This window comes from Rhizobium altiplani, assembly GCF_001542405.1.
GTDB classification, from domain to species: Bacteria; Pseudomonadota; Alphaproteobacteria; order Rhizobiales; family Rhizobiaceae; genus Rhizobium; species Rhizobium altiplani.
In genome coordinates, this window is sequence record NZ_LNCD01000088.1 from 1 (window position 1) to 13,971 (window position 13,971).

At 61.3% G+C, this 13,971-nt stretch carries 9 protein-coding genes and 1 pseudogene; 9 read left to right on the forward strand and 1 reads right to left on the reverse strand.

All coding sequences use genetic code 11. The annotated features are described in order from the left end of the window. Positions 1–610 (forward strand): annotated as a pseudogene (locus AS026_RS21305) (IS630-like element ISRel6 family transposase); the annotation flags it as partial. 6 nt (positions 611–616) lie between these two features. Here AS026_RS21305 and AS026_RS21310 read toward each other — a convergent pair. Next, entirely contained in the window at positions 617–1,645 is a 1,029-nt protein-coding gene (locus tag AS026_RS21310) for a LacI family DNA-binding transcriptional regulator (RefSeq protein WP_062371609.1), read from the reverse strand. 182 nt (positions 1,646–1,827) lie between these two features. Here AS026_RS21310 and AS026_RS21315 point away from each other — a divergent pair, with 182 nt between their 5' ends. The 8 genes from AS026_RS21315 to AS026_RS21350 all read left to right on the forward strand — a co-directional run bounded on the left by AS026_RS21315 (position 1,828) and on the right by AS026_RS21350 (position 13,885). Further along, on the forward strand, positions 1,828–3,753 hold the full coding sequence (locus AS026_RS21315; protein WP_062371611.1) for an ABC transporter substrate-binding protein: 1,926 nt from the start codon (positions 1,828–1,830) through the stop codon (positions 3,751–3,753). Positions 3,754–3,847: 94 nt separating this feature from the next. Further along, positions 3,848–5,956: an alpha-amylase family protein gene (locus AS026_RS21320; RefSeq protein WP_062371614.1), complete on the forward strand. Its 2,109-nt coding sequence runs from the start codon at positions 3,848–3,850 to the stop codon at positions 5,954–5,956. A 102-nt stretch (positions 5,957–6,058) separates the two neighbouring features. After that, positions 6,059–7,045: an ABC transporter permease gene (locus AS026_RS21325; RefSeq protein WP_018855635.1), complete on the forward strand. Its 987-nt coding sequence runs from the start codon at positions 6,059–6,061 to the stop codon at positions 7,043–7,045. 10 nt (positions 7,046–7,055) lie between these two features. Further along, positions 7,056–8,246, forward strand: a complete 1,191-nt coding sequence (locus AS026_RS21330) for an ABC transporter permease (RefSeq protein WP_062371616.1) — start codon at positions 7,056–7,058, stop codon at positions 8,244–8,246. Between the two features lie 10 nt (positions 8,247–8,256). Next, entirely contained in the window at positions 8,257–9,966 is a 1,710-nt protein-coding gene (locus tag AS026_RS21335) for an ABC transporter ATP-binding protein (RefSeq protein WP_062371619.1), read from the forward strand. Between the two features lie 10 nt (positions 9,967–9,976). Further along, positions 9,977–10,756: a 2-oxo-tetronate isomerase gene (otnI, locus tag AS026_RS21340; RefSeq protein WP_062371705.1), complete on the forward strand. Its 780-nt coding sequence runs from the start codon at positions 9,977–9,979 to the stop codon at positions 10,754–10,756. A gap of 17 nt (positions 10,757–10,773) precedes the next feature. Then, the gene (locus tag AS026_RS21345) at positions 10,774–11,649 is read left to right on the forward strand and encodes a 2-hydroxy-3-oxopropionate reductase (RefSeq protein ID WP_062371621.1); all 876 of its coding nucleotides are present in this window, start codon (positions 10,774–10,776) and stop codon (positions 11,647–11,649) included. A gap of 106 nt (positions 11,650–11,755) precedes the next feature. Beyond that, complete coding sequence (locus tag AS026_RS21350; protein ID WP_062371707.1) at positions 11,756–13,885, forward strand: beta-galactosidase; 2,130 nt, start codon at positions 11,756–11,758, stop codon at positions 13,883–13,885. The last annotated feature ends 86 nt before the right edge of the window (positions 13,886–13,971 follow it).

Sequence of the window (13,971 nt, forward strand, 5' to 3'; positions counted from 1 at the left end):
AAAAACGCTGTTCGCCCTTGAGCAGGGCCGCGTCGACATTGCCCGGCGCAGAGCCCGCTGGAAAGCCTGGCAAGACCGCTTCGATCCGAAGCGGCTCGTCTTCATCGACGAGACCTGGATCCGCACCAACATGGCGCCGTTACGCGGGTGGGGGCCGAGGGGCAAAAGATTGCGCGGCTTTGCCCCGCATGGCCGCTGGCGCACCCTGACCTTCCTCGGCGCCCTCCGCTGCGACAAGCTCACTGCGCCCTGCGTCTTCGACGGTCCCATTAATGGCGAATGCTTCCACGCCTATGTCCGCCAGCAGTTGATCCCGACCCTCAAACCTGGCGACATCGTCATCCTCGATAATCTCGGCTCTCACAAAGCCAAGGCCATCCGCGATGCCATCAGGGCCGTCGGCGCCAGGCTATGGTTCCTGCCGAAATATTCCCCCGACCTTAATCCGATCGAGCAAGCCTTCGCCAAGATCAAGCACTGGATGCGCCAGGCTCAAAAGCGAACCATCGAGGAAACGTGGCGCCACCTGGGCTTACTCGCCGACACCATAAAGCCAGAGGAATGCGCCAACTACTTCTCAAATGCCGGCTACGCTTCCGTCAAAACATGAAAGGCTCTAGCGTGACGGCTTCGCAGTATCTTCCGAAATGCGCATGTCCTTGCAGGGACCGGCCGAGCGGCGCTCGATAATGCGCGAGGCGATATTGATGCGGCGAGCGGGGTCGCCTGGCCGCCGCGGCGTCTCGATGCGCTCAAGCAGGAGGCGCAGGCCGACCGCCCCGCACTCCTGACCCTCCATGCGCACGGTGGTTAGCGGCGGCGAGATTTGTGTTGCCGGGGAAAAGTCACCGAAACCGACGACGGAGACGTCGTCGGGAATGCGATAACCCTGACCGAGCAATTCGGAGACAACGGTCAGGGCAAGACCGTCATGGGCACAGAAAAACGCGGTCGGCCGCACGCCACTCTCCTTCAGCGCATGAAAGGCATCGGCGAAGGCTCCCTGTTCGTCGAACTGCATCACGTGAAGCGCGACGTCAGCATGACTTTCGGCGATCTCGCGAGCGCCGTAGAAGCGCTCACGGCGTCCCCTGTATCCGGGCGCACCGGACACGTAGGCAATCGAGCGATGGCCGAGATTGATCAGGTACTGGATGACCGCCTGGCCTGCCTCATGGTCCGTGCCAGTGATCTGATCGGCCTGCTCCAACGGGTCGATCCAGCCGAACCGGACGATCGGAATGCCGGTCGCCGTGGCAGCCGCAATCGCCTCGCGATCATGGGGGCCGACGAGAAGCAGCCCGGCGCAGGCACGGGCCAGATCTTCCAACTGACGAGCGCTATGCGTCCAGTGCACGCGCAAACCCATGCCGAGCCTTTGGGCCTCGCCCTGCATTCCATTCTGGACCTGCATGTAGAGCTCGCTGTTAACTGGATCGAGATCGTGAAAAACAACGGCGATATCGGTGGAGCCCGCCTGGGCCGCCGGTTTGGCATAGCCGAGACGTACGGCCATCTCGCGAATGCGCTCGCGCGTTTCCTCGCTGACGCCGCTCTTGCCCGCCAGTGAACGCGAGACCGCATATTTCGAGAGGCCTACCTCCCGCGCGATCGTCTGCAACGTCACTCGTCCCCTGCTCCCCACTGCGCACCTCTGCGTTGTCGTTCCATCTTCGCCTCGCCTACACTGGCTCATCTAAGAAAGCAAACTTCTTCGATAACGAAACATAACGCTTTACCTAACAGTATCCAAGTGTAATCTTCCCGTCATCCAAGCCTGGGAGCAGAACAACAATAAAGGGGCGCGGATCTTTGGAGGAGATATCCATGATCAAGCTGAAACGTCGTGCGTTTCTGGCCGGGACCTCGGCCGTTCTGATTTTGCCTGCACTGCCGGCTCTTGCGACCGGCTACACGGAAGCGTCCGTCCTCAAGGAAAAGGTTTCGAGCGGCGCGCTGCCACCGGTTGCGGATCGGCTGCCGGTAAACCCGCTCGTCGTCAAACCGGTAGAAACTGTCGGAAAATACGGGGGCGACTGGAATATGGCACTGGTCGGCGGCGGATCGCTCTCCATGCTCTTCCGCTATCAGGCCTATGAGCCGCTGCTTCGTTATACGCCCGATTGGTCAGGCGTCACCCTCAACGTCGCGGAAGCCTTCGATGGCGATGCCGAATCCAAGGTCTATACGATTCGCCTTCGCAAGGGCATGAAGTGGTCGGATGGCCAGCCCTATACGACGGCCGACGTCAAGTTCTGGTATGATACAGTCCTGACGGACAAGCGCGTCGCCGTTACCAGCCAGGGCCACTGGAAGACCGCCGGCAAGCCGGCCAAGCTTGAGGTGGTCGACGAACAGACCTTCAAGGTGATCTTCGAAAGACCTAACGGTATGTTTCCGCTCCAGGTGGCCTGGGCCAACAACGACCACACGACCCGCTGTCCGAAACATTATCTCGAACAGTTCCATATTGACTACAATCCGAAGGCCGACGAACTTGCCAAGCAACGCGGCTTCGAAAGCTGGATCGCAGCCTTCCAGGCGGCGTCCGGGTTTCAGGATGACAACGCATTCTTCCTCAATTCCTCGAAGAAGCCCTGCCTCAACGCCTGGATGTTCACGACGGCGCCCGGCGAAAATACCGAACGCGTCATTGCCGAACGCAACCCCTTCTATTGGAAGGTCGATACCGCGGGCAATCAACTGCCCTATATGGACCGGATCGTCTACCAGATGGTGGCGGATCCGCAGGTGTTGCTCCTGAAGGCCATGCAGGGCGAAATTGACCTGATGGACCAGTATATCGCGACGCCGAATAATAAATCGGTGCTTTACGATGCCCGTGAGCAGGGCGGCTACGACTTCTACACGCTGACCTCGACAGAGGCCAACGTGATGAACTTCATCTTCAACCTGAACCATAACGACGCGACCAAACGGAAGCTTTTCCGGAACAAGGATTTCCGCGCGGCTCTTTCGACAGCGCTTGATCGCCAGACGCTGATCGATGCCGTCCTCGTCGGCCAGGGCGTGCCGGCCCAGCCCTCGATCAAGCAGGGAGATCCGCTCTATAACGAGCAGCTCGCCACGCAGTTCACCGCGTATGATGTCGACAAGGCGAATGCCATGCTCGACCAGATCATACCGAAGCGCGATGACCAGAACTTCAGGTTGGACGACCAGGGCCGGCGCCTGACGATCATCTTCGAGATCGACCAGGCTCGTGCGATCTTCCTCGATCTCTTCCAGTTGGTCATCCCGATGTTCCAGGCAGTCGGTATCGATGCGCAGATGCGCACGATGGACCGGTCGCTTTGGGAAACACGCGTCCGCCAGGGCCGCGATTTCGATGCCACGGCCCACCAATTCGGCGCCAATGGCGGTGTCGCCGCAATGCTCGACCCGCGCTACTATGTGCCGACGGATTCAAACGCGATGTATGCCCCGGCCTGGCAGCTCTGGTATCTCGACCGAAACAATGAAAATGCGGAAGAACCGCCGGAAGAGACCAGGAAGCTGCTCGAGCTTTACGACAAGCTGAAGGCGACCGCCGACCCTGCAGGTCAGCAGGAAGTCATGAAGAAGATCCTGCAGGGCGCTGCCGACAACTTCTACGTCTTCGGTATTTCGCAGCCCCCGGACGGCTACGGCATCGTCAAGAACAACATGAAGAATATCACGCGGACCATGCCGAATTCCTTCGGTTGGCCGACACCCGCTCCCACCATGCCGGAGCAATTCTACAAGGCCTGACGGTCTTTCAGGATCAGACAAGTATCCGACGCCGGCCGACCTGGGCCGGCGCCAGATCCCTCGTTGCCTTTTTGCCAAACGATTGGATGAACCGATGCTCGATGCCAGAAGACAAAACACCGGAACGCTCCGGACACCGGACTGGTTCAAGGACGCGACCCGCTGGACCCAGCTGACCTTCGTCGAGGACGACCCGGAGAAGTACGACCCCGCCTTCTGGGTCGACGTCTTCAAGCGCACGAGATCCAACGCAGTCTGCCTTAGCGCCGGCGGCTACATCGCCTACTATCCGAGCGACGTGCCCTATCACTATGTCAGCAAATATCTCGGCGGCAAGGATATCTTCGGCGCGCTCGTCGATGCGGCCCGCAAGCTCGACATGCATGTCATGGCTCGTGTCGACCCACACGCAATCCATGACGATGCCGCCAGGGCCCATCCGGAATGGGTGATGATCAACGCCGACGGGACGCCGCGCCGCCATTGGGCCTATCCCGATGTCTGGGTGACCAATGCCTATGGCGACTACAATACCGTCTTCATGCCCGAGGTCGTCAAGGAGATCGTCCGCAAATACGATATTGACGCGGTCTTTGCCAATCGCTGGCAGGGGCATGGCGTCGACTATAGCGAAGACAGTGCCCACCGCTTCAAGGACATGTTCGGCCATGCCCTGCCAAAAAAACCGGATGCGGAAGATCCGGCTTGGCAGGCCTGGGTACAGTGGCGGCGCCGGGTCCTCACCGACATGATCGCCCAATGGGACGATGCGGTAAAGGCGATCCGCCCGCATGCAAGCTTCATTCCGAACATGGGCGGTGCCTCGCTGATGGAATTCGACCTGTCGGTCATTGCCCGGCATTGCCCCTTCCTCGTTGTTGACCACCAGGGCCGCAAGGGCCTGGAACTCGGCTGGTCGGCCGGACGCAACGGCAAGCGCATCCGCGCCACTTTTCCGGATCGCCCTGTCGTCCTCATCACCTCGATCGGTCCGGAGGAGGAATATCGCTGGAAGGATGCGGTCACGTCCGGCGAGGAGATGCAGCTCTGGATCAATGACGGCACAGCGCATGGCCTCTATGCCTGGTTCACCAAGTTCAACGGGGTGGTCCCGGACGAGCGCTGGGTCGAGCCTGTCGCCGACGCCTTCGCCCTGCAGGCGGCAGTCGAGCCGGTGCTCGAAAGCATGAAGCCCGCCGCCGAAATCGCCGTCATCGACCCCTCCACGACGTTGCGCCACTGGGCGCCGGAGGAGCGGCCCAACGCCGAAAAGCACGATCTCGGCTTCTACCACGCCCTCGTCGAGGCCCGCCTGCCCTTCGAGCTTCTCTCGGACCAGGTTCTGACGAAGGAAAATCTCGACCGTTTCAAGCTCATTATCCTCGCCAACGCCTCCTGCCTGTCGGACGAGCAGAACGCTGCGATCCGCGCCTATGCCGAACGCGGCGGCAGCGTGATCGCTTCCTACGAGACCTCGCTGCGCGACGAAACCGGCAGGCAGCGCCAGGAATTCGGTCTCTCCGAGTTGTTCGGCGCCAAATTCGTCGCCGGACCGCGTGGCATCGTCAAGAACACTTATGTGGCGCTCTCCGGTGATCATCCGATCAACGAAGGCTACGAAGGCGCCGAACGCATCATGGGCGGTACACGGCTTCTCCACGTCGAGGCCACGAACGGCTCCAAGACCCCGTTCCTCTACGTGCCCGACTTCCCGGATCTGCCGATGGAAGAAGTCTATCCGCGCAAGGCGCCGGAGGGGGCCGCGGTCATTGCGCGCGAGACAGGCACGGGTGGCCGCGCGGTCTATATTCCCTGGAACATCGGCGAAATCTTCTGGGAGGTCTTTGCCGTTGACCATGCCCGGCTGATCGCCAATGCCGTCCACTGGGCACTTGGCAAGACGCCGCGCGTCACTGTCATGGGTCCTGGTGTCGTTGATCTGGCCCTTCGTGAAAATTCCGACGGCATCGCCCTCAGCCTCTTCAACCTCACCAATCCGATGATGATGAAGGGGCCGATCCGCGAAAATTACCCTCTGGCGGCGCAGACCGTTTCGGTGGAAATTCCTGCCGGCAAGTCAGTGGCGCGGGCCTGGCTCGTCGTTGCCGACCGTGCCGCAAACGTCAGCGTCAAGGATGGCCGTGCACAGGTGGAGGTGCCGGGGATCGAGCGGCTGGAGGTGCTGCACCTCTCCTGGAAATGAGGTGCAGTGCGCAGAGGAGCGCTTTCGGCCGCTGCTGGCCGGGAGTGGATGAATATCCGACGAAGGCGCAGGGGCGCTCTCAACGGGAGGAGATACATTCCGATGCTTGGCTATATCTTCAGGCGCGTGCTCTACATGATACCGACCCTGTTCGGCATGTCGCTGATCTCGTTTCTGATCATCCAGCTACCGCCGGGTGACTATCTCACCTCGATGATCGCGACGATGAGTGACAGCGGCCAGGCCGTCGATCCGGCGCAAATCGAACGGTTGAAACAGATCTACGGCTTCGACGACCCCTTCTACGTCCAGTACCTGAAATGGATGTGGGGAATTGTCAGCCGCGGCGACTTCGGCTGGTCCTTTGAATGGAACCAGCCCGTCTCGGGACTGATCTGGGCGCGCATGGGCTCAACGCTGGTCATCTCGTTGCTGAGCCTCCTCTTCGTCTGGATCGTATCACTGCCGATCGGAATCTATTCTGCCGTGCGCCGCCATTCCATCGGTGATCACGTCTTCACTTTTTTCGGCTTCATCGGGCTTGCCGTCCCAAACTTCATCCTGGCGCTGACGCTGATGTATATTGCCTACAAGTATCTTGGCCTGAGTGTTGGCGGGCTGGTCTCGCCCGAATATGCAGAAGCACCCTGGAACCTCGCCAAGATCGGCGATTTTCTCACCCATCTCTGGATCCCGATCATCATCATCGGCGCATCCGGAACGGCGGCGATGATTCGCATCCTGCGCGCCAACCTGACGGACGAACTGCACAAGCCTTACGTCATTACCGCCCGCGCCAAGGGCCTGCCGGAATACAAGGTCATCCTCAAATATCCCGTTCGCATCGCGCTCAACCCCTTCGTGTCGGCGATCGGTTGGGTGCTGCCGCATCTTGTCTCGGGCGTGACGATCACGGCTATCGTTCTCAATCTGCCGACCTCCGGTCCCCTGCTTTTCCGGGCGCTGGTCGCGCAGGACATGTACCTCGCCGGCAGCTTCATTCTGCTGCTCTCCGCGCTGACCCTCGTCGGCATGCTTTTGTCGGATCTGCTGCTTGCGCTGCTCGATCCGCGCATCCGGTTCGATTGAGGAGAGGCTGATGAGCACGCACGAAACATTCGGAGCCCATACCGGCCCTCTTCATATCGTTGCCGATGGTCCGTCGATCAGCCCGCTGAAGCAGGGCAAGACGGTCTCGACCGCCGCAGTCGGTCCCTGGCGGTTGATCGCCGGCAAGCTGATCCGCCAGAAGGTGGCGATGGTCGCCGGCGTTATCATTCTCCTGCTTTATCTCGTCGGCCTCTTCGCCGAATTCCTGGCCCCCGGGCTGCCTTCGACCTCCAAGCCGCAATTTACCTATGCGCCGCCGCAGGGCTTGAGTTTCTTCGTGACCAGGCCCGACGGCAGCTCCGAGTTCAACTTTCATGTGAAGGGCTACAAGGTCGAGATCGACAAGGTGGCGCTCAGGCGCAGCTTCGTCGTCGACGATACGAAGGTCGTGCCGATCGGCTTCTTCGTCAAAGGCTCGGCCTACAAGCTCTGGGGCCTCATCCCGATGAGCAGACGCCTGATCGGCCCGATCAACCCGAACGATCCAATGTATCTCCTCGGCGCCGACCGCCTCGGCCGCGACGTGCTCTCGCGGCTGATCTACGGCACCCGCGTCTCCATGTCCATCGGGCTTGTCGGCGTTGCCATGTCGCTGATCCTGGGTGTCGTACTTGGCTCGATCTCCGGCTTTTTCGGCGGCTGGGTCGATACACTGATCCAGCGCATCATCGAGGTGGTAAGTGCCATGCCGACCATTCCGCTCTGGCTTGGGCTCGCGGCGGCGATCCCGCTGACATGGTCGCCGGTCAGTGTCTATTTCGTCATCACGATCATCGTCTCGCTGCTTGGGTGGACAAGCCTTGCCCGCGAAGTGCGCGGGCGTTTCCTGGCCCTGCGCAGCGAGGATTTCGTGACTGCGGCAAGGCTCGACGGATCAAGTGAAGCGCGGCTGATCTTCCGCCATATCCTGCCGTCGCTGACGAGCCATATCCTCGCCGTCGTGACGCTCGCCGTGCCGACGATGATCGTCGCGGAAACGTCTCTCTCCTTCCTTGGCATCGGTCTGAAGCCGCCTGTGGTCAGCTGGGGCGTGCTGCTGCAGGACGCTCAAAACATCCGCACCGTCGCCACTGCACCCTGGCTGTTGATCTGGCCGTCGCTGGCAGTGGTCGTCGCGGTGCTCTCGTTCAACTTCTTTGGCGATGGGCTGCGCGACGCCGCCGACCCCTATGACAATTGAGGAGGAAGCAATGACCGACCTTCCCGATGACGTTGTCCTGTCCGTCGAAAATCTCTCGATCGATTTTCGGCTGCGCACCCATATCCTGCACGCCGTCGAAAATGTGAGCTTCCAGCTCAAGCGGGGCCAGACACTTTGCCTCGTTGGTGAAAGCGGCTCCGGCAAGAGTGTCACCGCCCGCTCGCTGCTGCAGATCGTCGACAGCCCCGGACGCGTGGTCGGCGGCCGGATCCTGCTTCGCAATGGCAGCGCCGTCACCGATATCGCGACGCTTTCACCTGGCAGCAGCGCCATGCGGGCAATTCGCGGCCGACGCATCGGCCTGATCTTCCAGGAGCCGATGAGTTCCCTGTCACCGGTCCACACCATCGGCTCGCAGATCGTCGAAGCCGTACGCCTGCACAGCAACCTCGACAAGGCGGCGGCGCGCGCCCGTACAGTCGAACTGCTGCGGCAGGTCGAAATCCCGAATCCCGAAAAGATGGCCGATCGCTATACGTTTGAATTCTCGGGCGGCATGCGCCAGCGCGCCATGATCGCCATGGCACTTGCCGGCAATCCCGATATCCTGATCGCCGACGAGCCGACGACGGCGCTCGACGTCACGACCCAGGCTGAAATCCTCGATCTCATCAAGCGCCTGCAGGTGGAGCGTGGCATGGCGATGCTGCTTATCACCCATGACATGGGCGTGGTCGCCGAAGTCGCCGACGAGGTCGCTGTCATGCGTTTCGGACAGATTGTCGAGCGCGGCCCGGTCGACCCGATCTACCACGCGGCGGAACATCCCTATACGCGCCAGCTCCTCGCCTCGACAGTCAAGCTCACCCATCACGTCGAAGAAAGGTCGCCGGCAATCGCGCTGTCGGCTGAGGCGCCGAAGCCGGTCCTTTCGGTGCGCAATCTCGGCAAGACCTTCGGCTGGCACGGCAACGCCAACACGCTGCGTGCCGTCGACGACGTCAATTTCGATCTCTATCCCGGCGAAAATCTCGGCATTGTCGGCGAAAGCGGCTCCGGCAAGACAACGCTCGGCCGGCTCATCCTGCGCACTGTCGAACCGACCACGGGCAGCGTCATCTACCGCGGCAAGGGCGGAGAGGAGGTCGAGGTCACGAAGCTCGGCAAGAAGGAACTGCGCGGGTTCCATCGCGAAGTACGGTTGGTCTTCCAGGACCCCTTCGCCTCGCTCAACCCGCGCATGACGGTAAAGGAGGTGATCGGCGATCCCCTCATCGTCAACGGGCTTGCCAAGGGCAAGGCGCTGGAACAACGGGTCGCCGAGCTCATGCGGCTCGTCGGTCTCGATCCATTGGGCATGGAGCGCTATCCGCATGCGTTCTCCGGCGGTCAGCGGCAGCGTATCGGCATTGCCCGCGCACTGGCGCTCGATCCGCGCATCATCATCGCCGACGAGGCGACATCGGCGCTCGATGTCTCCATCCGCAGCCAGATCCTCGATCTGCTGCTCGATATCCGCCAGCGCCTGAATCTCAGCTTCATCTTCATCTCGCACGACATTTCCGTGGTTCGCTACTTCTGCGACCGCGTCGCCGTCATGCATCGTGGCAGGATTGTCGAACTCGGCGAAGCCGAGCAGATTTGCACCGCTCCGCGGGAAGCCTACACCAAGAGCCTCATCTCCGCCGTTCCCAATCCCGATCCACGCGACAAGCGCATGTTGCACCGGCATCGTTTCATCGCGCCTGCCAATGCATAAGGACCTTCCAGTGCCGAAATTCTCCGCCAATCTCTCCTTTCTTTACCAGGAGCTTCCCTTCCTCGACCGCTTTGCCGCCGCCGAAAAAGACGGCTTCTGCGCGCTCGAATATCTCGGTCCCTACGCCGAGCCGAAGGAGAAGGTAGCAGACGCCCTGAAGGCAAGCGGTCTGAAGCAGGCGCTCTTCAACGTGCCCTCCGGCGACTGGGCTGGCGGCGAGCGCGGCATTGCCTGCCTGCCTGATCGCATCGACGAATTCCGCCACGGCGTCACGCTCGCACTTGATTATGCCAAGGCCCTCGACTGCCCGCAGGTCAACGTCATCTCCGGTCTCGCGCCGAAGGGCGCCGATCCCCAAGTGCTGGAGAAGGTTCTGGTCGACAATCTGAAATATGCTGCCGCACGCGCCGCCGATGCCGGCGTGAAGCTGCTGATCGAGCCGATCAACCTGCGCGACATTCCCGGCTTCTTCCTGTCGACGACGGAACATGCCGAACGGATCCTCGACAAGGTCGGCTCCGAAAATCTCTACATCCAGTACGATTTCTACCACATGCAGATCATGCAGGGTGACCTGATCCCGACCTTCACGCGGCTGCGCGACAGGATCGCGCATGTCCAGATCGCCGACAATCCCGGCCGCAATGAACCGGGCAGCGGGGAGATCAACTACCGTTTCATCTTCTCCGAACTCGACCGCCTTGGCTACGACGGCTGGGTCGGCTGCGAATACAAGCCGAAGGCCGGCACCAGCGAAGGTCTCGGCTGGATGAAACCCTACCTCGAGTGAGCCGAAGTGGAGATGATATGAATATCGGATTTATCGGACTGGGTGTCATGGGCCGCCCGATGGCGGAGCACCTGATCGATGCCGGCCATACTCTGCATCTGAGCCGGGTGAAGGAAAACTCCCAAAAGCTCGTCGCCAGGGGTGGCAAGTCCGCAGCCAGCGCAAAGGCGGTAGCGGAAGCCTCCGACATCGTCATCCTCATGCTGCCGGATACGCCCGATGTTGAGGCGGTGCTTTTCGGTCCGGACGGCGTGGCATCCGGCCTGACCGAGGGCAAACTCGTCATCGACATGAGCTCGATCTCGCCGGTGGCCACCAAGGCTTTTGCCCGTCGCATCGAGGCACTCGGTTGCGACTATCTCGATGCGCCCGTCTCCGGCGGCGAAGTCGGCGCCAAGGCCGCCTCCCTGACGATCATGGTCGGCGGTCAGCAGCATGTCTTCGAGCGCGCTCGACCGCTGTTCGAGAAGATGGGCAAGAATATCACATTGATCGGTGGTGTCGGCGATGGCCAGACGGCCAAGGTCGCCAACCAGATCATCGTCGGGCTGACAATCGAGGCGGTTGCTGAAGCCCTTCTCTTTGCCCGGTCCGCCGGTGCCGATCCGGCCAAGGTTCGCTCTGCTCTGATGGGCGGCTTTGCTTCCTCACGTATCCTCGAGGTACATGGCGAACGCATGGTCACGGAAGCCTTCGAACCGGGGTTCCGCATCCGTCTGCACCGCAAGGACATGACACTGGCCGTCGATGCTGCCCGTGCCCTTGACCTCTCGCTACCCAACACCGCTGCAACGCAGCAGCTGATGAACGCCGCGATTGCCAATGGCGACGGCGAGCGTGACCATTCCGCCCTCATCCGAACGCTGGATCTTCTTGCCGGAGGTCCGCGCTAAAGGAACCGCTCAAAACTAACCCCGGACATCATCGTCGTTTGCCCTGACCGGAGGAGGCCTCCGGACGCCGAAGGCATGTCCGGACGTGATCGAAAAGGACAGGACAATGCTCAGAAACGATATCCAGTTCCCTTATGGCGCCGTCTATTTCCGCAAGTCCAACCCGCCCCCCGAAGATTGGGAGCGCGACTACACGACGGCCCGTGAAGACGGCCTCAATATCTTCCGCCACTGGTTCATGTGGAGCGCGATCGAAACCGCACCCGGCATCTACGACTGGGAGGAATACGATCGCCAGATGGACCTTGCCGCAAAGAACGGCATCAAGACGGTCATTGCCGAACTGATCCATGCCGTGCCCGACTGGGCGGTGCGCAAATATGCCGATGCTCTTCAGGTCAATGCCGACGGCACGAAACTCGGATCCTACATGGGCGTCTCGGCGGCAACCGGCGGCTTTTCCAACAATGGCGGCGGCGCGGGCGCCTTGACGCTCAACTGCCCGGAGGTAAAGGAAGCGGCTGGTAAATTCCTGACGGCGCTTGCCTCCCGCTACAAGGATCATCCAGCGATCTACGGCTACGATGTCTGGAACGAGTGCAACTATTCCGCCGAAGTCGATTACAGTTCCTACGCCAAGGCTGCCTTCCGCATCTGGCTGGAGAAGAAATATGGCAGCCTGAAAGTGCTGGCGAAGGCCTGGAATCGCTACAGCTATGCCGATTGGGCGGATATCGAGCCGCCGGCTCATATGGCGCCCTACCCCGAATGTGTCGACTGGCTGCAGTTCAAGCGCGACAATTTCTACGACCAGATGCAGTGGCGCATCGACACCATCCGCGCCGTCGACCAAAAGAACGTCATCGCCGCCCACGGCATCTCCGGCTCGATCCCCAACATGGCGTCGAACGGCTGCGACGACTGGCTTGCCGCCTCCAAGGTCGAGGTCTACGGCTTCACCTGGATCCAGGCGCGCAAGGGCACTGAGCCCTGGAAGACCTGGTACGGTGTTGACATCAATCGGGCCGCGGCCCGTGGCAAGCCCTTCTGGCACGCCGAGCGTCAGGGCGGGCCGCTCTGGCTGCAGCCCCAGGTGATCGGCCGCGACAAGGAGGACGGCCGCGTTGCCGAGCCCGAGGATATCCGCATCTGGAGCATGACCTCGCTTGCCGGAGGCGCGCGCGGCGTGCTCAACCTGCGTTGGCGCCCACTGCTCGACGGCCCGCTGTTCGGCGCCTTCGGCGCCTATGGCATGGATGGTTCGCGCACGTCCCGCTCGGACATGCAAAGCGCCATGGCAAAATGGGCGAACGACCCGGCGCGGGCCGCCCTCTGGGAAGCCAAGCCTATACGCGGCGAGATCGGCATCCTCGTCGTGCGCGAGACCCAGGAATGGGATTATCTGCTGAATTACGACCGCAAGGAAAAGCCCTATCCGGAGGCGATGTGGGGCGCCTATCGCGCCTTCCTCGACAGCGGACTCCAGCCGGACTGGGTACACATCGACGATATCGACGCCCATGATTTCCTCTATTTCCCCTACCCCATCATGTTCACCGCGAAACAGGCGGAGCAACTGAGAGCCTGGGTGGAAAAAGGGGGTACGCTGATCGCCGAGGCGTGTCCCGGTTATTTTGGCGATCGCGGTCGTGTGGGCACCGTGCAACCGAACCTTGGCCTCGACGCGGTCTTCGGTGTGCATGAGGAAACGGTCGAGTTCATGCCCGATATCGGGGACCGCATCCATTTCGACTTGGACGGCCTTCCGGTAGACGGCGGCGGCCTCCTGCAATCCTACGGCCTGACCGGCGGGACCGGCCGCGGCCGTTTCACGGACGGCCGCCTTGCCATCGTCGAGAACAGATATGGCAAGGGCCGTACGCTTCTGATCGGTACCAATCCCTCGGTCGCCTATTACCGCACCGACGGAAGGAAGAACGGCGCATTCTTCGCCGCCCTGCTGGCCTGGAGCGGCCGCGCGAAGCACGTGACACTCGATAACAGCAATCTTTTTGCCAGAGTACACACGGGTGAGAAAGGCAGCTTCCTCTGGCTGGTCAATCCAACACGGACATCTCAGTCAACGAAAGTGAAGCTCGCCGAAGGCCTGGGCCAGCCCGACTTCGCCGGACCTGTCTGGCCGGTCGACCATATCCATGGTGACGGCAATATCGAGGTGTCGGCTCGCGACGTGTTGATCCTCCCTCTCCGTCCGAAGTCCGTTTCGCAATGGTAGCCGGGTCGTTGGCTACCGCGGGTCGGCCAGCAGTTCGAGGAAGTCGCAGGGTGGGCCTGTTGTAAATCGGCCCATGACGATCTTGC

Bases quoted from the DNA above. Each gene is read 5' to 3' on its own strand.
- AS026_RS21320 (WP_062371614.1), top strand. From the start codon at position 3,848: ATGCTCGATGCCAGAAGACAAAACACCGGAACGCTCCGGACACCGGAC.
- AS026_RS21335 (WP_062371619.1), top strand. From the start codon at position 8,257: ATGACCGACCTTCCCGATGACGTTGTCCTGTCCGTCGAAAATCTCTCG.
- AS026_RS21350 (WP_062371707.1), top strand. From the start codon at position 11,756: ATGCTCAGAAACGATATCCAGTTCCCTTATGGCGCCGTCTATTTCCGC.
- AS026_RS21345 (WP_062371621.1), top strand. From the start codon at position 10,774: ATGAATATCGGATTTATCGGACTGGGTGTCATGGGCCGCCCGATGGCG.
- AS026_RS21325 (WP_018855635.1), top strand. From the start codon at position 6,059: ATGCTTGGCTATATCTTCAGGCGCGTGCTCTACATGATACCGACCCTG.
- AS026_RS21330 (WP_062371616.1), top strand. From the start codon at position 7,056: ATGAGCACGCACGAAACATTCGGAGCCCATACCGGCCCTCTTCATATC.
- AS026_RS21315 (WP_062371611.1), top strand. From the start codon at position 1,828: ATGATCAAGCTGAAACGTCGTGCGTTTCTGGCCGGGACCTCGGCCGTT.